The 19,893-nt window shown below is 34.0% G+C and carries 43 protein-coding genes; 4 read left to right on the forward strand and 39 right to left on the reverse strand.

Going from position 1 to position 19,893, the window contains the following annotated elements; genetic code table 11:
- Positions 1-85: 85 nt before the first annotated feature.
- The 37 genes from MSWAN_RS08175 to MSWAN_RS08340 all read right to left on the reverse strand — a co-directional run bounded on the left by MSWAN_RS08175 (position 86) and on the right by MSWAN_RS08340 (position 14,515).
- Positions 86-817, reverse strand: a complete 732-nt coding sequence (locus MSWAN_RS08175) for a hypothetical protein (RefSeq protein ID WP_013826160.1) — start codon at positions 815-817, stop codon at positions 86-88.
- Between the two features lies 1 nt (position 818).
- Positions 819-1,175, reverse strand: coding sequence for a hypothetical protein (locus MSWAN_RS08180; RefSeq protein WP_013826161.1), 357 nt, complete (start codon positions 1,173-1,175; stop codon positions 819-821).
- Between the two features lie 27 nt (positions 1,176-1,202).
- Entirely contained in the window at positions 1,203-1,553 is a 351-nt protein-coding gene (locus MSWAN_RS08185) for a hypothetical protein (protein ID WP_144011571.1), read from the reverse strand.
- 233 nt (positions 1,554-1,786) lie between these two features.
- Complete coding sequence (locus MSWAN_RS08190; protein ID WP_013826164.1) at positions 1,787-1,984, reverse strand: hypothetical protein; 198 nt, start codon at positions 1,982-1,984, stop codon at positions 1,787-1,789.
- A gap of 34 nt (positions 1,985-2,018) precedes the next feature.
- Positions 2,019-2,186, reverse strand: a complete 168-nt coding sequence (locus MSWAN_RS12815; RefSeq protein ID WP_013826165.1) for a hypothetical protein — start codon at positions 2,184-2,186, stop codon at positions 2,019-2,021.
- A gap of 11 nt (positions 2,187-2,197) precedes the next feature.
- The gene (locus MSWAN_RS08195) at positions 2,198-2,536 is read right to left on the reverse strand and encodes a hypothetical protein (protein ID WP_013826166.1); all 339 of its coding nucleotides are present in this window, start codon (positions 2,534-2,536) and stop codon (positions 2,198-2,200) included.
- Positions 2,537-2,550: 14 nt separating this feature from the next.
- Positions 2,551-2,862, reverse strand: a complete 312-nt coding sequence (locus MSWAN_RS08200; protein ID WP_013826167.1) for a hypothetical protein — start codon at positions 2,860-2,862, stop codon at positions 2,551-2,553.
- 42 nt (positions 2,863-2,904) lie between these two features.
- The gene (locus MSWAN_RS08205; RefSeq protein WP_013826168.1) at positions 2,905-3,294 is read right to left on the reverse strand and encodes a hypothetical protein; all 390 of its coding nucleotides are present in this window, start codon (positions 3,292-3,294) and stop codon (positions 2,905-2,907) included.
- 3 nt (positions 3,295-3,297) lie between these two features.
- On the reverse strand, positions 3,298-3,459 hold the full coding sequence (locus tag MSWAN_RS12820; protein WP_013826169.1) for a hypothetical protein: 162 nt from the start codon (positions 3,457-3,459) through the stop codon (positions 3,298-3,300).
- Between the two features lies 1 nt (position 3,460).
- Positions 3,461-3,679 carry a hypothetical protein gene (locus MSWAN_RS08210; protein WP_013826170.1) on the reverse strand — a complete coding sequence of 73 codons (219 nt, stop codon included), beginning with the start codon at positions 3,677-3,679 and terminating at the stop codon, positions 3,461-3,463.
- Positions 3,680-3,901, reverse strand: coding sequence for a hypothetical protein (locus MSWAN_RS08215; RefSeq protein WP_013826171.1), 222 nt, complete (start codon positions 3,899-3,901; stop codon positions 3,680-3,682).
- A gap of 5 nt (positions 3,902-3,906) precedes the next feature.
- Positions 3,907-4,122 carry a hypothetical protein gene (locus tag MSWAN_RS08220; RefSeq protein WP_048188046.1) on the reverse strand — a complete coding sequence of 72 codons (216 nt, stop codon included), beginning with the start codon at positions 4,120-4,122 and terminating at the stop codon, positions 3,907-3,909.
- Positions 4,109-4,603, reverse strand: coding sequence for a hypothetical protein (locus MSWAN_RS08225; RefSeq protein ID WP_013826173.1), 495 nt, complete (start codon positions 4,601-4,603; stop codon positions 4,109-4,111). Before MSWAN_RS08225 ends, MSWAN_RS08220 begins: the two co-directional genes overlap by 14 nt.
- Positions 4,596-4,904, reverse strand: coding sequence for a hypothetical protein (locus MSWAN_RS08230; RefSeq protein WP_013826174.1), 309 nt, complete (start codon positions 4,902-4,904; stop codon positions 4,596-4,598). Before MSWAN_RS08230 ends, MSWAN_RS08225 begins: the two co-directional genes overlap by 8 nt.
- Positions 4,901-5,365 (reverse strand): hypothetical protein, encoded by a 465-nt coding sequence (locus MSWAN_RS08235; RefSeq protein WP_013826175.1) that lies wholly within the window; start codon positions 5,363-5,365, stop codon positions 4,901-4,903. The genes MSWAN_RS08230 and MSWAN_RS08235 overlap by 4 nt, the downstream gene beginning before the upstream one ends.
- Before the next feature lies 1 nt (position 5,366).
- On the reverse strand, positions 5,367-5,585 hold the full coding sequence (locus tag MSWAN_RS08240; RefSeq protein WP_013826176.1) for a hypothetical protein: 219 nt from the start codon (positions 5,583-5,585) through the stop codon (positions 5,367-5,369).
- Positions 5,586-5,587: 2 nt separating this feature from the next.
- Positions 5,588-6,277 carry a hypothetical protein gene (locus tag MSWAN_RS08245; RefSeq protein WP_013826177.1) on the reverse strand — a complete coding sequence of 230 codons (690 nt, stop codon included), beginning with the start codon at positions 6,275-6,277 and terminating at the stop codon, positions 5,588-5,590.
- A complete protein-coding gene (locus tag MSWAN_RS08250) occupies positions 6,261-6,476 on the reverse strand; it encodes a hypothetical protein (protein WP_013826178.1) in 216 nt (71 codons plus the stop codon). The genes MSWAN_RS08245 and MSWAN_RS08250 overlap by 17 nt, the downstream gene beginning before the upstream one ends.
- Positions 6,469-6,783 carry a hypothetical protein gene (locus MSWAN_RS08255; RefSeq protein WP_013826179.1) on the reverse strand — a complete coding sequence of 105 codons (315 nt, stop codon included), beginning with the start codon at positions 6,781-6,783 and terminating at the stop codon, positions 6,469-6,471. Before MSWAN_RS08255 ends, MSWAN_RS08250 begins: the two co-directional genes overlap by 8 nt.
- Before the next feature lie 81 nt (positions 6,784-6,864).
- Entirely contained in the window at positions 6,865-7,236 is a 372-nt protein-coding gene (locus MSWAN_RS08260) for a hypothetical protein (RefSeq protein WP_013826180.1), read from the reverse strand.
- A 2-nt stretch (positions 7,237-7,238) separates the two neighbouring features.
- Positions 7,239-7,760: a YopX family protein gene (locus MSWAN_RS08265; protein ID WP_013826181.1), complete on the reverse strand. Its 522-nt coding sequence runs from the start codon at positions 7,758-7,760 to the stop codon at positions 7,239-7,241.
- Positions 7,757-8,227: a YopX family protein gene (locus tag MSWAN_RS08270; RefSeq protein ID WP_013826182.1), complete on the reverse strand. Its 471-nt coding sequence runs from the start codon at positions 8,225-8,227 to the stop codon at positions 7,757-7,759. The genes MSWAN_RS08265 and MSWAN_RS08270 overlap by 4 nt, the downstream gene beginning before the upstream one ends.
- A gap of 12 nt (positions 8,228-8,239) precedes the next feature.
- Complete coding sequence (locus MSWAN_RS08275; RefSeq protein WP_013826183.1) at positions 8,240-8,788, reverse strand: hypothetical protein; 549 nt, start codon at positions 8,786-8,788, stop codon at positions 8,240-8,242.
- Positions 8,785-9,051, reverse strand: coding sequence for a hypothetical protein (locus MSWAN_RS08280; protein ID WP_013826184.1), 267 nt, complete (start codon positions 9,049-9,051; stop codon positions 8,785-8,787). Before MSWAN_RS08280 ends, MSWAN_RS08275 begins: the two co-directional genes overlap by 4 nt.
- Positions 9,038-9,418, reverse strand: coding sequence for a hypothetical protein (locus MSWAN_RS08285; protein ID WP_013826185.1), 381 nt, complete (start codon positions 9,416-9,418; stop codon positions 9,038-9,040). Before MSWAN_RS08285 ends, MSWAN_RS08280 begins: the two co-directional genes overlap by 14 nt.
- A gap of 29 nt (positions 9,419-9,447) precedes the next feature.
- Positions 9,448-10,020 (reverse strand): hypothetical protein, encoded by a 573-nt coding sequence (locus MSWAN_RS12330; protein ID WP_013826186.1) that lies wholly within the window; start codon positions 10,018-10,020, stop codon positions 9,448-9,450.
- 2 nt (positions 10,021-10,022) lie between these two features.
- On the reverse strand, positions 10,023-10,430 hold the full coding sequence (locus MSWAN_RS08295) for a hypothetical protein (protein ID WP_013826187.1): 408 nt from the start codon (positions 10,428-10,430) through the stop codon (positions 10,023-10,025).
- Between the two features lie 9 nt (positions 10,431-10,439).
- A complete protein-coding gene (locus tag MSWAN_RS08300) occupies positions 10,440-10,637 on the reverse strand; it encodes a hypothetical protein (protein WP_013826188.1) in 198 nt (65 codons plus the stop codon).
- Entirely contained in the window at positions 10,637-10,885 is a 249-nt protein-coding gene (locus MSWAN_RS08305; RefSeq protein ID WP_013826189.1) for a hypothetical protein, read from the reverse strand. The genes MSWAN_RS08300 and MSWAN_RS08305 overlap by 1 nt, the downstream gene beginning before the upstream one ends.
- Complete coding sequence (locus tag MSWAN_RS08310) at positions 10,878-11,249, reverse strand: hypothetical protein (RefSeq protein ID WP_013826190.1); 372 nt, start codon at positions 11,247-11,249, stop codon at positions 10,878-10,880. Before MSWAN_RS08310 ends, MSWAN_RS08305 begins: the two co-directional genes overlap by 8 nt.
- Before the next feature lie 158 nt (positions 11,250-11,407).
- Positions 11,408-11,668 carry a hypothetical protein gene (locus tag MSWAN_RS08315; RefSeq protein ID WP_013826191.1) on the reverse strand — a complete coding sequence of 87 codons (261 nt, stop codon included), beginning with the start codon at positions 11,666-11,668 and terminating at the stop codon, positions 11,408-11,410.
- Positions 11,649-11,999 (reverse strand): hypothetical protein, encoded by a 351-nt coding sequence (locus MSWAN_RS08320; protein WP_013826192.1) that lies wholly within the window; start codon positions 11,997-11,999, stop codon positions 11,649-11,651. The genes MSWAN_RS08315 and MSWAN_RS08320 overlap by 20 nt, the downstream gene beginning before the upstream one ends.
- Entirely contained in the window at positions 12,000-12,209 is a 210-nt protein-coding gene (locus tag MSWAN_RS08325) for a hypothetical protein (protein WP_013826193.1), read from the reverse strand.
- A 103-nt stretch (positions 12,210-12,312) separates the two neighbouring features.
- Positions 12,313-12,864 (reverse strand): hypothetical protein, encoded by a 552-nt coding sequence (locus MSWAN_RS08330; RefSeq protein WP_013826195.1) that lies wholly within the window; start codon positions 12,862-12,864, stop codon positions 12,313-12,315.
- A gap of 11 nt (positions 12,865-12,875) precedes the next feature.
- On the reverse strand, positions 12,876-13,004 hold the full coding sequence (locus MSWAN_RS13145) for a hypothetical protein (RefSeq protein ID WP_265101167.1): 129 nt from the start codon (positions 13,002-13,004) through the stop codon (positions 12,876-12,878).
- 657 nt (positions 13,005-13,661) lie between these two features.
- On the reverse strand, positions 13,662-14,168 hold the full coding sequence (locus MSWAN_RS08335; RefSeq protein WP_013826196.1) for a hypothetical protein: 507 nt from the start codon (positions 14,166-14,168) through the stop codon (positions 13,662-13,664).
- Positions 14,168-14,515 (reverse strand): hypothetical protein, encoded by a 348-nt coding sequence (locus MSWAN_RS08340; RefSeq protein WP_013826197.1) that lies wholly within the window; start codon positions 14,513-14,515, stop codon positions 14,168-14,170. Before MSWAN_RS08340 ends, MSWAN_RS08335 begins: the two co-directional genes overlap by 1 nt.
- Positions 14,516-14,709: 194 nt before the next feature.
- Between MSWAN_RS08340 and MSWAN_RS12825 the strand changes: the two genes are divergently transcribed.
- Positions 14,710-14,886 carry a hypothetical protein gene (locus tag MSWAN_RS12825; protein WP_013826198.1) on the forward strand — a complete coding sequence of 59 codons (177 nt, stop codon included), beginning with the start codon at positions 14,710-14,712 and terminating at the stop codon, positions 14,884-14,886.
- A 36-nt stretch (positions 14,887-14,922) separates the two neighbouring features.
- Here the strand turns inward: MSWAN_RS12825 and MSWAN_RS12830 are convergent, their stop codons facing one another.
- On the reverse strand, positions 14,923-15,075 hold the full coding sequence (locus MSWAN_RS12830) for a hypothetical protein (protein ID WP_013826199.1): 153 nt from the start codon (positions 15,073-15,075) through the stop codon (positions 14,923-14,925).
- A gap of 348 nt (positions 15,076-15,423) precedes the next feature.
- Between MSWAN_RS12830 and MSWAN_RS08345 the strand changes: the two genes are divergently transcribed.
- The gene (locus tag MSWAN_RS08345) at positions 15,424-15,738 is read left to right on the forward strand and encodes a hypothetical protein (protein WP_013826200.1); all 315 of its coding nucleotides are present in this window, start codon (positions 15,424-15,426) and stop codon (positions 15,736-15,738) included.
- On the opposite strand, the gene MSWAN_RS08350 is transcribed toward MSWAN_RS08345, so the two are convergent.
- A complete protein-coding gene (locus MSWAN_RS08350) occupies positions 15,735-16,913 on the reverse strand; it encodes a tyrosine-type recombinase/integrase (RefSeq protein ID WP_013826201.1) in 1,179 nt (392 codons plus the stop codon). The genes MSWAN_RS08345 and MSWAN_RS08350 overlap by 4 nt on opposite strands.
- Positions 16,914-17,276: 363 nt before the next feature.
- Between MSWAN_RS08350 and MSWAN_RS08355 the strand changes: the two genes are divergently transcribed.
- Together MSWAN_RS08355 and tfrB are read left to right on the forward strand one after the other, a co-directional pair.
- The gene (locus MSWAN_RS08355; RefSeq protein ID WP_048188049.1) at positions 17,277-17,870 is read left to right on the forward strand and encodes a M48 metallopeptidase family protein; all 594 of its coding nucleotides are present in this window, start codon (positions 17,277-17,279) and stop codon (positions 17,868-17,870) included.
- Between the two features lie 362 nt (positions 17,871-18,232).
- Positions 18,233-19,756, forward strand: coding sequence for a fumarate reductase (CoM/CoB) subunit TfrB (gene tfrB / locus MSWAN_RS08360; RefSeq protein WP_013826203.1), 1,524 nt, complete (start codon positions 18,233-18,235; stop codon positions 19,754-19,756).
- Positions 19,757-19,893 lie beyond the last annotated feature (137 nt).

Below are 19,893 nucleotides of genomic sequence, written 5' to 3' on the forward strand. Positions count from 1 at the left end.
AGGGTATAAACTAAAGCGAGATATTTGGGTAAAAAATAGGGATAATATTCTTTTGAAAAATTTAAATTTAAAAAAAGTTATTTGCCTATATCTTTAAATTTCTCTTTAAATTATTTCGATCATTTGCTGCTTTTATCTTGCATTTTTTAGAACAATATACTTGTTTTCTTACTCGCGGAACAAAATAATTTCCACATATACATTTACGTTCTTTAAATTCCTGCTTTGGATCATCGATCAATGTCACTGTATTTAACCAATCTTGATAACGTTTATACGCTTCTGTCTGCGTATTAACCATTATCCCCCTCTTTTTTAATGTAGTATAATATTTATGTGCCGCCTCTTCCTCCGTATTACATAGCCCAAAATACTTTATTTTTCCATCTATCTTCCCTCTTGATTCCCATTTTGGGTTTTTACCTGTTTGTTCAAGTTTAACTCCAGGATATATACTATCCATTCCTATTTTTTCATATCCTTGTACATGGCAGGTGTGGGTAACTTCATGGAGATTTTTAAGGCGTAAATCGTGCCTATCCTTGTTGAGGTAATTAATATACGTCTTTTTATATTTCCTGAAAATTGACGGTATGAATTTATACTTTTTGGATATTTTATTATAGCCTGCCACGTATTCATAGTCACTCCCAGTACATTGTGGACCTAAATTGTATTTTTCAATGATATCCTTATTCCCTTGACAATAAATGACTTTGAAAAGTTCCCCTTTTCGTTTTCCTCGTTTTAACGTTCTTGAATATGTGAACGTTTCACATCTTTCACATTGCTTACATAGTGTTTTTGAAATTTCCATTTCAATCCCTTGATTCGTAAAAATTAATCAAAAAATTAATTGCATCATCATAGCCTTCATTGATTTTTCCAGGATATTCAAGATTTTTCAAACACCTTTTAGTTGAACGTTTTATCCTTATTGGAGATGTGGCCTCCTCTGCTTTCCTGTATGTTTTTAACAATCGTTCAATCAAATTGATTGAGTTTGAAATTTCATGAGCTTCATCAACAGTTGCATTTTCTAGTTTATTTTTTAGTTGGTCTAAGTCATATTCTAGTTGGTCTAAACTCTGTTTAGAAGGTTTTTCATTCTTTAATATTTCTTCCAAGACAATGTTGAGATCATCCTGGACTGCAGGTAAGATTATGTTTGACATTGTTAGGTTCTCCTAAAAAGTTTAAAATTAAAATAATTGATTTATTTCCGTTTCAATGTCTTCAAGATGTTCATTGCAAAGTCCCATTAAAACGTCTTGATCCCCTGTGAATGTGTCTTTGTAATCTACAACTATTGCGAGCATGGCACTGTCAAGTTTGTTAATGTCTCTATCATTGAATAATGTCCTTGTTGTTCCCTGTTCAATGCCTTCTGTGATTAATTCTTCACCTTTCATGATTTCTGCTAAAATGACATACACATTTTCACTTGAAAGATCTAAAGGTTCTTCAAACCAATTTTCTACATCTTCGCCTTCGTATACGTCTACAAGTTTTAATTCCACGTTTTTTTCTTCAACCATATTTTCACTCCCCAATCTACCTGTAATTTCCTTTTTCATCTCTTCCAAATTCACTGTAATCTATAATTATTGTGTAACATTCGTCCCATGAGTCCATTTCTGCTTTTATTTCCTCTTTTGTTGCTTTTTTCATTTTTTTCACCTGTTCTTATTTTTTTAGAAGTACTGTTGTACTTCTCTATTATGTAGTACTGTTACTACTTACTTATATACTTTTGTATTTGAATGATAAAAAAAGAAAAATATGATCAAACTCCACCAAATAATGTACAACCAACTAAAACTAATTCTCCTTTTTTTAGATGTTCTGTAGGTTTAACAAGTCCTAATTCAAGCTGTAATTTAGCTATTTCTTCAGGAGTTCCATTCAACATCGTATTCATGAAATCCATGTCTTCATCATGTTTAGTCCAGTCCCAGTTTCCAGTAATACATTCATTTTCCATTAGTTGTACCTCCTTAATTTCGATCAAACCTTTCCTAAAGGTTTGTTTTATTGACTTTCAAGATAGGATATTCCTTTTTGACATTATCTAAAATATGTTCAAGATCCTTTTCAGGACCTTGTAAATTGCATAAAATCTTTGGCATACTGTTCTCATCATTGCTTTTATCCTTGCTTTTGAATTCAGCGTAGATTTCTGCCATTTAATCACCTATTACTTATCAAATAGAAGTGTTACCTTTTCTTTATTTCCACCTAATTCTTTTGCATAGATCTTACCATCAAACAGTTCTCTATGGGCATTATAAATTGGTTTTACTTCAATGAATCCATAATTTTTTACCAGGTCTTCAACTAAGGTTAATGCCTCTTCAGGATTTCCTTCCTTTTCCATTTGCTGTTCACTGAGTTTTACATTAGCATAACTTGCCATCACTATGTCTTGAAACTCTTTAAATGTGAATTTCTTTTGATGAAAAAGTATTGTTGCATCGTTGTAATCATGTCCATAGGATTCTGAAATTTCATAGTAATTTAAGCTTATTTCTGCCATTTAAGACCCCCCCCTTATTTGTAGAACTTAAATTTACTTGAATCCTCATGAGGATCTATATGTGCCCTGTAAAATGATTCTATTTTAATAAATCCATATTTAGTTGTTAATTTTTCAACTACCTCTTCTCTTTCAAGGAATTCCTTATCTTCCTCTACGATTGATGGATCTTTCTTTTTTTCTACTTTCAATTCTTCAATGACTTTATTTAATAATATTTTAAACTCTTCAAAAGTGAATTTCTTTTCATGGGCAACTACTGTTTCTCTATAATCTTCATATTCCCTTTCTGAAATACTATAATAATTTAAACTTTTTTCTGCCATTTAACCACCTACTGTTTTAGTGAAGCTTTTTTAAAAGCTTCTTTAATCTACTTCTATTTCAACCGTATCAAAAATACATTCTGCTACAGGTGCTCTAAACTCTAATTCTAAAGTTACATCTGGAGCTACAACCTGATCCCTGGTAACTTCCATGATTGAAACTATCTTATCTTTAAGCATATCTGCAGTATCCTTATAATCCACCATCACCTCAACTGTTGCTATCTTCCGTTCCCTATCTTTCCGACTTGTAACCCATGCATTATAGTTCCCTGACGTTATAAATGCCCTAATTGTCTTTATTAAATTATCAAATCTATCATAGATTCCATTCTTTTTCATGGCTTCTCTTGCATCAAAATCTTTACCTGCATCATTAGTTCCAGTTGCATTCATTGTTCCATCTTGAACTTTTGTATTGTCACTTACCATGTTTTACTCTCCTTTTATTATGATAGTCTTTCCTACCTTCTTTTCCATCGTATCCTCAAATACAAGATTTCCACAAGATAAACACCTGTAAACCTTCTTGTTTTTTCCACCGTATTTCTCTCTAAATTCCATTTCCTCGTTGCATTCTTTGCAGATTACGGTCATTTCAGGCCCCCAATGCATTTGTAACTCGAACATAAGCTTCAGTTACTCTTGGTTTATGTTTGTACACTTTTTTCAAGTACCATACACCATCAATCTTTTTGTAAGTTGATTCTGTATCAAAAACAGATACGGACATAGTGACTCCGTGCCATTCCATGTAAGAAGGTTCACATCCACTGAAATAAGAACCAATACATTTCACTTCTTTCTTTTTAGTCATTTAATCAGGCCCCTCAACTTCTATTTCACAAATAAGTTCAGGATCAGGTTTTGGAGTCATAAGTGATTTAATAAATCGTCTTGCACTTCCTTTAGTCATAAATGGTCCTGCTTCTGATTCCATAGTAAACGTGCCCTCGGCCCAATGATATTCGCATTCTTTGATTATCCTAACATCATAATGGCAGAATCCATTTTTAATTATTTGATATTTGGTTTTCAATCAAATTACCTCCCTTCAAAAACAGTTATTCCCTTATATTCATCAGTTACAATAATCCTAATCTGGCCTTTGCTCTTCTTTTGACAGATTGGGCAACACCATTCCACACCCACACTAAACTCTTCAGTATCTGCATTAAAATCTAATGAGTTCCTTGTAACTTCTGAAGAGTTCCAGGGTCTGTAACAATAAGGGCATGGGTTCTCTTCATTTTGGTTCATCCAATCCCTTTTCTCTTTTGATGGCATCTTCAACTGAACTTAAAAATATTCTTGTGGATTCTAAAATTCTATCCCTTGGACTTAATGGATCCTGACCTAACATTGGTTCTCCATATTTCTCACATAGGCATGATGGAATGTCTAAATTGCATTTATGGCAGTATATGAATGAATTATACTCACTCCAATCCAAGTTTACTTCATCTTCAGAACTGCAAATAGGACATGAATATCCAAGTTCATGAGGCATGAATACGGCCGTTCCACTTCCTCTTTTACCTAATAATTTCTCTGCTCTTTCATCCTTTGAATAAGATTCTTTTAACTCTGTGTTTAATTCTTCTCTTAAACCTTCAAATTGCATTAAGCTTAATTTAAGCCCTTTATCATCTGGATATTCTTCTAATAAATCCCTTTTAGAGTTAATTCTTTCATTTACCTTTGTTATTTCATTTTTAATCTCTTCAGGTGATCTAGTCATCTAATCCCTCCAATGGCCTCACACGAGTTAAATCATAAGCTCCCTTAGACTCTAAAAATACAACAGGTTGAGTATTACCTCCAAACAAATAAGCTCTGTACTTTGTCACACCTTCAAACGTCTTACCATCGTCATCTGTAACTATGACTTTTGTACCGATGTCATGGGTTGCATTCCAATTATCAACTATGTACTTTGAAAGTTCCATGACTTCTTTGCGTAAAGTTCCATTTTCTTGAATTAGGAACTCCATGGGGTCTTCATTTTGATTTTGGTTATTTGGAGGTTTGCATACGGTCATTTTAGTGGCTCCCATTTCTTTTCTTGCCAGTTCCAAGATTTATTCCAACGACTTTCAGCCAAGAAATTAATCAAACAGGAATCATCCCAAACATCACCTAAATCATTATTTTGAGTGAAATAATAAGGAATTAAATCTCCAGTTACTCCAAAGTGATCTCCAAGTTTTTTAACCAGGTCATCGAGAGAAGGTAAATAAACCAATTCTTTAAATTCTTTAAATGATTCAATCTTACGTGCGTGACCTATGTCGTGCCAATAAAACTTAAAAATAGTTTCTTTTGTTTTAATATCATAAGTTCTAAAAAATGTAAATTTTAAAGTAGTTCTTGACCTATATTCCTGTAATGTTTCAACTTGGGTTTTGTCTTCCCAGATAACAGCCACTTTATCCCCTACTTTTGGCTTCCAGTCCTCTTGAAGTTCTTTCAATTCTCTGCACATTAGAATAAAATCATTCATTTTAATCATCCCTGATATATTTAACAAACGCATAATGTGATGTATCAATGTACCTTAACTCACTACAACCATTTTCAATCATTAAATCTCCATACTCATCAATTAATAAACTACACCGATATGAAGGGTGGAATTTCACACTCTCTTGTATTTCTTCTAGTTTATCATAATCTTCCATTGTAAACAGTTCTTTTTTCCAAACATCAACAAGTACGAACATGTTTAATCACCTACAACAGAATAAACACCAATCACAGTACCATTTTTCCCTTCCTTTTCCATCGTCTTACTCAGTAAACCGAGTTTTATCATGTTACTGAGATAATTTGCAATTGTTTTCCTTGAACGTGGCCATACTTCCGTAATTTCATTTATTGTAAAGCTTGGATGAGTCTCAGAGTATGGAAGTACAATATCATCAAATCTCTTCTTTGCAGAAACAAGTAAGGTCCTATCACGTGCTTTGGCACTGCAAACTTTGCATTCAGATTTACGGCCTTCTGTAGCTACAGATTTCCTATAAAATTCAGTTATTGGTTTTTCTATTCCACATTGCGTACATGTCTTCGTTTTTCCATCTTCTAATCCTTCATGTGGGAATAAGAACATTTTCTGCAAAGCTTTAGACTCTTTAGGTTCTTTAGATTTAGTAATTGGTTTTATATCTTCTTTGACAGGTTTCGGATGTAAACCTCCTAAAAGTCCAGGTTTATTTGATTTTCGTATAATGGTTGGTCTTGCCCTTCCATCAATCCTAATTTTTGCACATTTACGACATTCAGGGCCTACTTTACCTGTCATAGTTAATGGAAACTTATCCACTGATTTGATTTCTAAACAGTTACTGCACATCTTCATGACAGGTTTCTCTTCTTTCACAGTTTCGATTACCTTTTCAGTTGCCATTGCCATTTAATAACCCCCTTACATACAATTCTTCCCTGTAAAGTTCCTGCAAACCTTCCTTACTTTGCAATTTCATGTCTAAATCCATTCTTTCAGGGTATTTCTCTTTTATAGCTTTGATATTTGCAATTTCCCTGGAAACATCAATCCATTCAGCATATAAAATATCATCCCTTACCTCTGAAAAATCAGATATTTTAGACATTCTTATGCCTCCAGAAGGTTCTGTACTGCTTACTTCGAGGGTCATATTTCCTTTCATGAGTGAAACCCAGTTGATCTGACATCCTTCTACCCATACTCCTCAATGCCTTCTTTTTATTCTCTGCAAGAGTTCTATAAGATGGATGAATTAAATTCAAATCCTTCAGGTGGTCGTACATTCCCTCAGATGTGCTTTCACCATAATTCTTTGTGAATTTCTCTTCAAATCTGATTAATTCCTTTTCGTTTTTAACCTGTTTATCCAATTTCAACCATTTTCCACTATTCGTAAAAGCTGTTTGAACCATTTAATCAACCTCCAAAGTGTTCACTAAGGTTTGAAAAAATAATAAAAATTAGAATAAAAAATAAGAAAAATTTAATTTAAGTTATTTGGATTCAGTTGCTGGAAGTTTTGAATCATTATCAAAATTAATATTTAATTCTAAAACATCCAAAACTTTTCCAACATAATCATGGATTTTTTCTCTAATTTCAAATCCAGTAGGTATGTCCCCCCATTCTATTGTAAATCCAGATACAGTAACAACTAAATGGTCTCCATAATCCACAGGATTCATTGAAATCTTTTCGTAAAGTCGTGGATCGAATTCTTTATCTAAAAGACAAATTAAAATCTCTTTACCATCTACATCGAGATTGTTAATCCGTTTATCATATTTTTTAAGATGGACTGTAAAAGCCCATTCATGCCCTTGATTTATTACCATTCCAGATTTATACTCTTCATTAGAGTGCATAATCATCCCTCCAGGAGTTCTGGGTTTTCAAAGATTGTTCCTACTTTCTTAAAACTGGTGAAACGATGGTAAGTCTTATCAAAATCATACCTGTGTTTTGAGCAATAATCTGATGAAGACTTAATAGATCCATCAAAACCCCATAACTCGTGGAACCATACTGTAGGCCCAAATGGGGGAACTAATCCGAAACATCCATTTCGTTTTTCAACTTTGAAAAGTATTTTCTCACGTGCTACTTCTTTGTGAGTGTTTCCAGCCCATACGTGCAATGTTTCAACATATTCAGCTTCTATTAAGTCACCATCATATATTTCGGTTTTATCTTCCAGTACCTTACCTGTGAACTCCCTTAATTCAACATTGCAAATATTCACTTCAGGATGATCATCCTCTCCTTTTTTAGGGATTAAATAAACAGTTTCTACCCCATTTCCAGTCTCATAATCTAAATCAATACGCTCAACTTGGAACATTTCCTTCTTGTCTTTATCCCATGCTTGATATTTGATTTCACAATTCATTTTTCAGTCTCCAGGAGTTCTGGGTTCTCGTAAACTGTTCCTACTCTCTCGTAAGTTCTCCAATCATCATCCATGTCAGTGCATTTCCCCTTGTATTGACCATCAATGAACTCATAAACAAAGCCTCTAGATTTAATCCAAATTACCTTCCCATGAGTTCCACCATGAACTGCATTTTCCCCAAATAGAATAATATCATCTTCAAAAATTAGATCCTTATTTTTATCAATCCTTCCTGTAAACTGCATTAATTCAAGGTCATTTAGGTTGTATTCTGGTTCTGTTTGGTCTTCCTCTTCATCAAAACTATCATAATACCTTAACTCATCTTTAACCCAATTAGAAGTTTCAATCATTACAATCTCAGATCCAAATATGTCCCATTGAATTCGAGTTACTATGAGCATTTCTTTCCTTTTTTTATCCCATGCCCTGTATTGGATTAGATTCATTTCCATTGCATTCATAACCTCATCCCCTTAATTTGACCCCTCAAATGTATAATCTAAGTTCTGTAATAAATCTGCAAAGTCCACCAGTTCCTTAAACCAATCCTTATAACCCTGTAAACCGCCTTTATTAACTCTCCCTAGATTGAATACCTCATTTTTAAAATAGTCCATTGGAATTACTATCTCTTTTTCCGTGAATGTTACAGTTAAAACCCATTCATTAGGGAAAACAGAAGTATGCTGTCCTACAAAGTGGTCATAAGTAGGTAAATCAAAGAAGAAAAAACCTTCATCTAACTTTTGGATCTCACTCCAATAAGCATCCACAACCTCTTTAAACAGAAGACGGTTTCTTCTTTTGACTTCAGGAATCAATGAATTTAAAACTTCTGCCCTTTTATAGCACCATTTATTACAGACATCCCACAGGGTAACTTTGTTACCTTCTTCATCCTGAATTTTAACCTTATCCCCCACATTCTTTTCAGCCCATCTTTCAAGCCCAAAAGGATTTCTAAACCAATTCATTGCGATTATTCCATCTTCACCTTTGTATAAACTTATATCAAGACTCATAACCTCATCCCCTTAACTTCAGCTAACTTAAAATGACATGCCTCACAGTGTTTACAGTGCCAGGTTCCAGGATCTATAATATGGCTCTTGAAATCCCAACATTCACAAATCCATGATGCCTCATAATAATAGACTTTGTAAACTTCGCCTTTGGATCCTTGGACTTCAAACTCATAATAAGCATTTTCCACGTCTGCTTCTATGAGTTTGACAAGTCCTTTTTTGTATAGGCTCCAGCCCGATTCAACCCTATTCGTTGCCATTTTCTCCCAGTAACTTAACTACTGCCTTTGTAATCTCTTCACAGGTGAGAGGTTTCACCCTAGGATCTAAAAATCTCATATTATGGTTCCTATTTGCGAGCATTTGGGCTGCAGTTCTAACCTTTTCATTATAAGAAAGACTTGTAGGATCCACAAAGTCTTTGGTCGGATCATCAATGATAACTAAGTCTGCAAATTTACTTTTAAAGAACGTTCCTGGAGGCTTTTCTTGAGGTATTGAAACCCTTAAAATTAAATCCTTATCTTTATCAAGAATATCCTCTACTTGTTTTTTAGCTGAAATAAGACTTTCAGCCTCAACTTCTGTTTCCATGATTTTCTTATAGACTTTCACAGTGTACTTCATGCTTTCACCTTAAAAAAAATAAAAGAAATTTAATCGAAGTTGATATTTTTAACGACTCTTTTAACGTCTTCAAACTCTTCTTTGGTGAAATCCTCAGTAGGATCATTACGCATCTTCAAAGCCATAGCAGTGATATTCTTCTCATTGATCTTCTCATGCTTTTCTTCTAATTTAAGTGAAATTTCATCTATAACTGCCCAAGTCTTTGAGTCATCTTCAAGGTTCATTTCAGGTTTCTCTTGTTTTGTTTCAGGTTTTGTGTCTTCTTTTGAGTCTTTGCCTGGTTTTCTTGCATAAACTTTGAAGATTTTATAAGGATTTTTTGGAGGTTTCAATGGTTTTTCACCTTTAAAAATAATTGCAACCTCATGACCTACTGGAATCTTCTTAAATGCATTATTTAAGCCAGTAGTTCCCATCACATCGAATTCACCATCTTCATTTTTGATAACATAAACTATGCTATTGTATTGCCCTACACTGGTTTTTTTAGTTAAATAAATTCCTTTAATTGAATCTCCCATCTTTTTAGGGGTCCATCTACCTTCATCATCCGTTTCCACAGGCATCCAACCTTCAGACTCTTTAAACTCTTCCACCATAGTTATGCCTCCTTAATTCCACTAATTGACATCAAATGCTCTTCTAAAACTTTAGCCTCTACCTTTTCCGTTTTCTGCATTGCAACCTTTTCTTCCATTGTTGGTTCTTTGGGATGTTCCATCCTGTACTTCTTGAGCTTTGCATCCATGTACTTGTGGACCTTTTTCTGTGCTTTCTTTGATTCAATGACCAACCTTCTAAATTCTGAGTCCTCTTTGAATATTTTGCCCTCTTCAGTACTCAATCCATCAGAATAGGTGACGGTTTCATATTGTTTTCTCCAGCCTTTCTTGAAACCTGAAATATCATAGCCTGTAATCTCAAATTCCAATCCCTCGACTTCTTCATTAATTTGTTTAAGTTCCAATTCAGACAATGGTTCGACTACTATTTTTTCTTTTTTAACCATCAAATCACCTCATTCACAAGCATAAAGGTCATATTTTAAGGGATGTTCAATTAGAGTTTTTACCTGTTTTAACACAGTTATTATCCTTTGTTTGGATAGTTTATCTCCTTCTAAAAGATTTTCCCATCCTTCAATTTCAGTTATTTTTTCATTTATGATTTTTACAGCTGGACATTTATTTTCAATTTCTTCTTTACTATTTGGCATCATACAACCTCCTTAACCTTAAATTCATAATCCTTAATCATTCCATTAACAACTTTAGGACACGTTTTAACCTCAACCGTCTTACCAACCTTTACAATTCCATTTTTGATTAATTCCTTTAGCTGAACTTCAGGAAGGGTGCATTTCCTGCCATTCTCAAATGAAATTTCACCCATCAAAATACCTTCCCAAATATCAGTAATCTTTCCCTTAGTTGGTATTTCAGTCTGTACCTTTCTTCTAGCCATTTTCAACACCTTTAAGCTTCTTTTGTCGTTCAATAATAAGCAAAAAAGGATCTTTTTTAACAGGATCTACAAGTCCTAATTTAGACCTACGCCATGAAATCTGAGAGATACTACGTTTATTGGGAAGTAATTTCTGTACTTCACTCAAAGGCATGCCGTCATTTTCCATGATGATTTCGTCTTCCTTTTGAGTCCATCTCGTTTTCTTGCGTTCTTTTGGAGTTAAACTGATATTATAACGACGTGCAAGGCCTTTAACTGATTGTTCGCTACGAAATAAATGTTTTCCAATCTTTTCTGCTCCTTGCTTCCTGTTGATTCGGACATAATTGATTTCCCTTTTTTCCCAGGGTCTACCATGCAATTAGATACCTCCTTGAACTGAATGCAGCACGCCCTCATGGCACACTAGCAACACTGAAATCAAAAAAGGAATAAAAACAATTAAAAAAGTGAAAATGTGGGGTAAATAAGGACTTAAAGACTCATAAAAAGAAGGTTTTGACTTGTATAATGATTGTTTCATTTTTCTGTCACCTCTTCACATTCAACCACGTAATAGTCCTGAGCGTATAAAAAACAAACATCTCCAGGTTTCATAGAACGTTCCAACCAGGGGAACTCTTCAAAGTCATCTGGAAGCTCATCAATCCGTTTAATTGTAATTTTTACATCATCTCTTTTAGGTAAGATAGTAGAAGCTGGTTGAAGGCTTTTAAATACATATTTACCTTCATTTGCCAGTTCTTCAACTTGAACATAGTCATTCCATGACTGATGCATCTGAAACCCCCTGTCCTTCTTTAAACAGGAATGTTAAGGATGTACTTGATCCAGTTTGAGTTACATCAAAATCTGGAATTCCAATAAATTCTGCAATCTGTGTAAGTTGTCTTCCACTGAATGTAAGATCGATAGCGTCTCCTTTTGGAATAATGACATTTAAAAACAATTTAAAAGAACCATCATTATATGACACTTTTTGAAAAGACACTCTGACATCTGCTTTTTCCAATAAATCTCTAACTTTTGTTTCAATCTCTTTAATAATCATATTTCTAAGCCGATCTTCTTTGACGTAAACTTGTGAGTACTCTTCTAACTTGTCTTTCATTTAGATCCCCTTCACAAAGCAGCATTCATAAACCATTCCCCAAAGGAGAGCATGATCCCAAACAAAAAGTTTATCTCCGGCCTTAATTTTATTGTCTGACAACATAGGTAATTCATCCCAATTTTCGGGTCGTTTGCTTATCCTAATTTTTACAAGAAATCCATTTACAGGCTTAGCATCCCAGAAACTGAAAGATTTATATGAATCCATTTAAACCACCTCATGACTTATAGATTGAACATATTTCACCTGTTTAGGAGTTTCTTCATCCTGTTTACTCCACATTCTATCAACAAAACGTTCCCAATCCATATTAAACAACTCCTTTGAGTCTTAACCGTTCATGCTGCTTAACTTTGTATAAAGATGTTTCATAACCACAATGGCTGCATTCAAAGTAAACCCACCATTTACCATCTCGGCCTAAGAGCCTGACACCACCTTCATGTGGTCGCATTTTAACAAGCCCTTGGTGAGAGTTACAGGATGCACAACCATTTCCTTTGAAGAGTTTTTCTAGAATTGGGTCCCTGCAAATTTCAATATCTTCAGGATCTTCAAACTGATCAATTGTCAACTGTTCCATGGATTCATGATATGAATCTTCTTTACCCTGGCACCATGCACACGGCCTGTAACCTTCACCATCTGTGCGGGTTTTATGCTCCTCAAGCATCATTTTAATAGCCCTGCAATCTGGTAAGTGTGATATTTTAGTATTCGTATTTCCTATCAACTCACCTTCAGGTTCAAAAAGTTCTATATTAATAGGTCCTGGAATATACCAACCAGGACTAAGCATATCTTCAGGCCCTAATTGGGCCTCTCTAATTTCCTTTACCACATCAACAACGTTTCCCATCATTTTCTCACCTTCTAGTAACTTAACCTACAGCTGTGTCTACGCCTGCAAGATGCACATTCATCATAGCAGGCTGTCATTTCATCTTGGATCTCTTCACGTTCCCTTTGGAATGTGTTGTAATCACTCATTCTTTCTTTCATTGTTTATTCCCCGTTTCTTCTGCACATTTCGGACAAAACACTAAAAAACTATCTTTAAATCGTGGATGTGGCACTTTAATTAAGTTTTCACTTTCTTTAAAACATCTATCACATTTCATAGTTTTTACCTCCTAAATTCCCTTAATTGAGCAAACAAAGCTCATAAATAAATCGAGACAGTGAGAATTGAACTCACCTAAACTCGGTATCTGTATGGTTGCCCATCGAAATGGATTTTCTCGCAGGTACCTACGTTCCTAATCAAAGGATTACAACCACTCTACAGCCGAGCAGTCAACCACTGACTCATGCCTCGTAAAAATTAATAAAATAAATTTTGTGTTTCTTTGTCGTTTTTGTCATCGGGGCCTTACGGTAAGTCTTTCTGATATGGTCATGATCCAGAAACCTTTTGCCCAAACACGTCGTATGACACTTCAAAGATTCCGCCTAGGTCTAATTCCTCAGCCCAAGTGCCTTTAAATCCCCCCGAATTGAAAAGGCAGGGGTTAGCTGGGGGGCAGAAGAAAAAGAATCTGAAACCCCCTGCAACAAGGTTTTACTCTTGTTGTACCTTCCTATGTTGGAAGTTATATAAATAGTTTTCTAGTTTTCTAGAAAGAAAGAAAACTAATATTAAAAAGTGGGAGTAACAGATTAACCTCCTTCTAGTGCATATTGCTTAAATTCAAAAATAAGAGATTCAGGGATATTCTTTTTGATAAATTTATAATTCTTATATCTGTCATTTTCAATGAATAGGGGTCGAAGTATATTCAAAGCCTGTAAAGAATCAACATAACTTCTATGAGTATCTAAATGAGTTCTTCCTGTTTGTTCAATAATAATGTCTCTTAACTTCCTAAATGAAATTTCAGCATTATTGGGGTAGTTCTCATAAAGATACCTGCAAAAAATCTTTGGATTTTTTTTAATTATATGTATGTGTCCGATTTTCTGAGGATTTGATATAGTACTTTTATTTTCGGGCTTTTGATATTCTTTATAAATTCCATATCCTTCAGTAACCATTTTATCAATAAGGGCCTGTTCAACTTCTAAAGCTAAGGTTGCATATGTATGACCATACTTTCCTTTAACAAAGTTCTCAAAATCAGTCCAAACTCCAGGGTGGGGTATTCGAACCTGTAATCTTTTGGACATTAGAAGGCCCCCTCTTCCAAAAGATGTACTCCATCTGAACCCATTTTGTGGGCATTTTCCAAAAGATGTACTCCAGATGTACTCCACTTGGAGTACAAGTTTTGGGGAGATGTACTCCATCTGGAGTACAAGTTTTGTGGGGTTAAAAAAACAGTTATTAAATTATTAAAATAAAAAATAAAATAAAGAATTAAATTATTCCTAATTATTTTTTGGATGTTATAGTATATATATGTTTTTATAGTATTTTTCAATAAAAAAAGCTTTTTCATTGATCTTCCAGATCCTTTCACTGAAAAAACTCCACACATATATAAAAAATTTATTTCAATTCCTGATTTTTTCATAGATTTCCCCCCATGAGCTGCAAACTTGATAGTTTGCTAGTTTTCTTGCATGGTCTATGATCTGTATACTCTAAATATAAATAGTTTTCTAGAAAACTAGAATATAAGAAAGTTAGTAAGTTTGATAAGTAGTTATATATATTATAAGCTACAGAATAAGGGTCAGTGCAATTAAATTGAACGGAGGTATGATTATGGCTGATGAAAAAGGAACAGTTGATGAACAGTTCTCTGTTAGAATCCCACAGGACCTTGCAGCTGAAGTTCGTAAATATTCTCGTCAGGAATATGGTGAAAAGGCAGGTAGTATTAAAAAATTTGTTATCAACGCATTCGAGACTGAAATTTCTAGGATAAAATCTAAAGAATAATTCCCTTTTACAGATAAGATTCATCAAAATTCCTTCTTACCTGCTGGCAATCTGATAGATTTCAGCAGCAATCTTCCTGTTTTTAACAAGAATTTCCTCATATTTCTTACATGTAGGGGATAATTTCTCAAGTTTATCGCTGTTTTTATAAAATTGTTTTGTGAGAGTTTCAAACCTGGAGCTAGCCATGGTTACACCTCAAATCATTATAAAAAAAGTTTACAGCGCTTACGCTAGATCGTACAGATCCTGAAAAATAGTTAATTAAATATAGCCTATTGTATATACCTTCCAATGTCGCTACCTCCCGTAGTGGCGGGGAGGGGTTGGATTTGATCTTGGCGGATATGGGTCCAACTCCTCCCTTTTTTGTTAATAATGTACACTGTAATTGTTTACTATTCTGCTATTTATATCAAGAGTAGAAGAGCACTTGGGAAGTAATGGTTCTAGTGAGCACAAATTATCTATTTTTAATACACTACTATAAATCCTTAGTAAATATATTTAAATGTCTACGATCCTTTAAATTAATATATGAAAACTGGTGATGACCAAAACTTTGTTAAACTATGTATTTGGTTATTAAAAGATGATTATAATATCTTCAAAGTCTTATCCGGATTAAAAAGAACTTGGACTCCTGGATATACTGGTAAAGCAGGTCGTGAAGCTATTTGGCTGTGGATCTGCTATCGTCAACTCTGGGGTAAACAGGTTGATTATATTTATAGCATTGCTCAAAAAAAACATCCACACTTGGAAGACCACGATGCATTAACGCGGGTTATTGTAAAAGAATCAATTGAAAAATATATTGAAGAAAATAAACAGGTACTTGAAAAGGCTTAATCTTTCTTATTTTCTTCCTTAAACTTCTTTTCAGCATCTGCTTGTCTTTTCATTACATCCATAGCATGTTGCATTTTATCTAATCTTTTATTATTTTCCTCCCTTTCCTTAATCATCTGTTCTTTTTCTTTCAAGAACTCCTCATATTCTTTGGTTTTGAAGTCATAAACTTCAACTTTATGAATGCTCAAATCCTTTACAACACGTAGATACTCATTTTTGCAGGTTTTCTTATCAATATGTATGTATGCGGGGTCGGATCCACCCAAAGCCTGGCCCATCATTTTTTTATAAATCGCATAAGGCACACCAGCTTTATTCAAAGTTGTACTGAAAAAAGATCGTAGATTATGTGCATGAAAAAAGCTGTATTCATTCCCTTCAATGTAACCATAATCTAAATTACTATTTGCACTTTTAAATATCTGAATAAACCCTGATTTACTATAAAGCCCTCCAAACTTATTAGTATATAATATTGAATCATTTGATAAATCATTTCGAGTTTTGAGGTATTTCAAAGTATATTCAACAGATTCAGGTGATGAAAAAGTAATTGTATGTTCACTTGTCTTTTCACTGTATAATTCCCAACAAGGAATTACCCTTCTTTTTTCTAAAGTTGAAATTACATTATTTATGTCCCTTTCATCATGATATTCCTCAGTTGCATCAATGAAATCTTGGATAGTAAAATGTCTTATATCCCCACTTCTTAATCCTGAAGAGGCCGCCAGGGCAATTACTGCCTTAAACTTCCAACTATTAGTACTTAATATTGCTTCCCTCACATGATCAATACTAAGTGATTCAGATTCCCGCCTAGTTTTCTTCTTTTTCATTCGAATATTTTTTGGCAGGTCTATATCAAATTCATTATAAAAAGCTCGGATCCTACTCATCATAGTTCTGATAGTTGAATCTTCCAGACCTCTTTCTTCTTTGAGAAATTTATAATACCTAAATAAGTAAGTGTTTATGCTTCGATCCATTTTATCAGGAATTGTTACCTGTTCTTTATAAGCCTCAGATCGTAACTCACTAGGTGTCTTTTTAGTCAATTCACAATAAGGCATAAATGCAGTTACATAACTTGATACAGTGTTCTTTCGTAGTTGTTTACGCAACTCTAACCGCTGCATTAAAGGGTCATTTATGATGTCTTCCTTTAACATGCAGATATTTATTCACATTTATGCCTATAAGGTTGATGAATTTTTAAAAGGTGGAGAAATTACTTAATATTTATCTTCGCTTATGTCTACCATTTATAAAAAAGGTGGAGAAATTTCTTACTCTTTACTTTAGAACTGCAGATATATCTATATTAAGATTTTCATGTAGATTTGAATACTTAACGATTTTTCTTATAAATGATTTTTGATTAAATTGAAATTAATATTTTTATAAATTTTTTATAAATATTAAAATTAAAATAATTTGAAAAACAAACCAAAGTTAGAATATAAAAAATTAGAAATATAAAATTTATTTCTCATTAAAATAACTTGAACGTCTCATGGAGAATACAGCATAAAATGAAGAACAATGTTAAAATCTATGATCTGGATATTGAATATGAAATAATTCATAGAAAAGTTAAATATCCAAGATTAGAACTTAAAACGGACCGTTTACGCTTAATATTACCTTTAGGTTACAACAACCACGAAAAACTCCTTGAGAAACATAAAAACTGGATATACAAGAGAGTTTCATGTATAAAAAGTTCAATGGAAGAGACAAAAAATCGTCAACTCGATTTTGGAAGGACTGAGGATGAATTCAGGGCACTTGTCCAGACGTACATTGAACGTATCTCTCAAGAACTGGATGTGAGCGTTAAACGGGTTTACTTCAGGAAAATGACATCACGATGGGGAAGCTGTAGCTCTAAGAAAAATATAAACATTAACAGGTACATGCAGTACATCCCCACCGAACTCATTGAATACGTTGTATTCCATGAAATGGCGCATCTCGTTGAAATGGGACACAATAAACGATTCAAAAAAATAATATCAACAAGATTTACAAACCACAACGAGATGGAAAGAGAACTGTTAGTTTACTGGCTTTTAATAAAAGAGAATATTCCAATGTATAAAAAAGCACAATCTGTAGAGGATTAAAGTTTTTTTTAAAGTTTTTCTATTAAATCAGATATAATTATTTATAACATATTCACCTAATATCTACTGAACTTATTTCAAATTTATAGTATCTTAAAATTATTCAAGATTACATGTAACAATGAGTTCTATGGAAATAGTAAATATTACCAAAGGATAAAATGTATTTAAATTAAATTTAAAGATATATAAGATATATAAAGTTTCAATTAATGATTTATTATCAAAAAAATTTAATTATCTAAAATTTAATTATCTTAACTATGACTATTAAATTAAATCCATTTTAATCAGCTTTTAAAAATCAGATTAATTCTTAAAAATCCTTAAAAATCTTTTTTAAATATAAATCGGAGATAAACATGATAACAGTTAAAGTTCTAAGATATGACCCAAAAAAGGATGAAAAACCACACTTTGAAACCTACACCATCGAAGAAAAGGACAAAATGAAGGTTTTAGATGCTCTAAACTACATAAATGAGGAGTATAACGCAAACCTTGCATACAGATATTCCTGCCGTGCCGGGCAGTGTGGATCATGTGCTTTGAAGGTTAATGGGGAAGTTAAACTGGCTTGCAAGGCCGAAATAAAAGAAGGGGACATTATAGAACCTCTAGACTTTGATGTGATGAAGGATCTTGTTGTGGATAGAAGTGAAGTTGAAAACAAAGTAAAAGAGATGGGACTCTTTTTAGAAGGAAAATGTGAAGTTCCTGAATGCCCTGAAGTAATAAATCCAGAGGAATATGCGGATTCAAAGAAGATCAGAAGCTGTATTGAATGTTACTCATGCCTTTCAGCATGTCCGGTTATAAAAGAAGCATCTGAATTTGCAGGGCCCTACTTCATGCGCTACATTTCAAAATTCGCCCTTGACCCACGAGACTGTGGGGATCGTGCCCAAGAAGGATTTGACGAAGGACTCTACTGCTGTACATCATGTTCAAAATGTGTAGAAGTATGTCCAAAGGAGATAAACACCTTCGGAGGAGCCATAGAAAAGCTACGTGAAATAGCCTGTCGTGAGGATATAGGACCATTACCACCACATAAAGATCTGAAAGCATCAATAGAGAAAACAGGTCGTTCTGTTGAACCATCCCGAAAAGGTCCATTTGGACAGGGATTCGTGAAAGCTGTTTCAAAACAGCAGCAAAAGGTTGAAAGCTGTGATGATACTGCTGGAAAACCTAAAGTAGCAGTTTTCACAGGTTGTATGGTGGATTATAAACTGCCTGAAATTGGAATGGCACTCCTTAAAGTCCTGAAAAAACACGGTGTTGATGTAATTGTGCCTGAAGATCAGGTATGCTGCGGCTCACCACTGCTCCGGACAGGACAGACAGATATTATGGAAGAACTTGTAAAAAGAAATTATGAAGCTTTAAAGGACTACGACACCATAATAACAATTTGTGCAGGATGCGGTGCCACCCTCAAAAATGACTATCCAAAATACGGCGCCGAACTTAACGTAATGGATATAAGTGAATTTTTAAGGGACAAATTGAACACAGAGGATATGAAACCCGTTGACATGAAGGTAACCTATCACGACCCATGCCACCTTGTTCGCGGCCAGGGAATACGAGATGAACCCCGATCCATACTCAATAGAATAAAAGGCGTTGAATTTGTTGAGATGGAAAAACCGGACCAGTGCTGCGGTGCTGGTGGAGGCGTACGCTCCGGAAAACCTGAAATAGCAGCAGGATTAGGTAGTAAAAAGGCCAAAATGGTCCAGAAACTCGATGTAGACGCTGTTGTGACCATATGCCCCTTCTGTGAGTACAACATCAGGGACTCCCTTGAAAGAGAGGGGATGAAAAATATCAAAGTTATGAACATTCTGAAACTTCTTGAAATGGCTTATGATTGTTAATATAACCTGTTGAATAGATTTAAAGAAGTTATTAATTATCTAAAGATTTATTGCTAATTAAAAAATTTGTTCATAAGCATTTCTTAATTAAATCGCAATACCTTTGATAAATTATGGCAAATAGAACTACCGCAAAT

This window comes from Methanobacterium paludis (assembly GCF_000214725.1).
GTDB lineage: Archaea > Methanobacteriota > Methanobacteria > Methanobacteriales > Methanobacteriaceae > Methanobacterium_C > Methanobacterium_C paludis.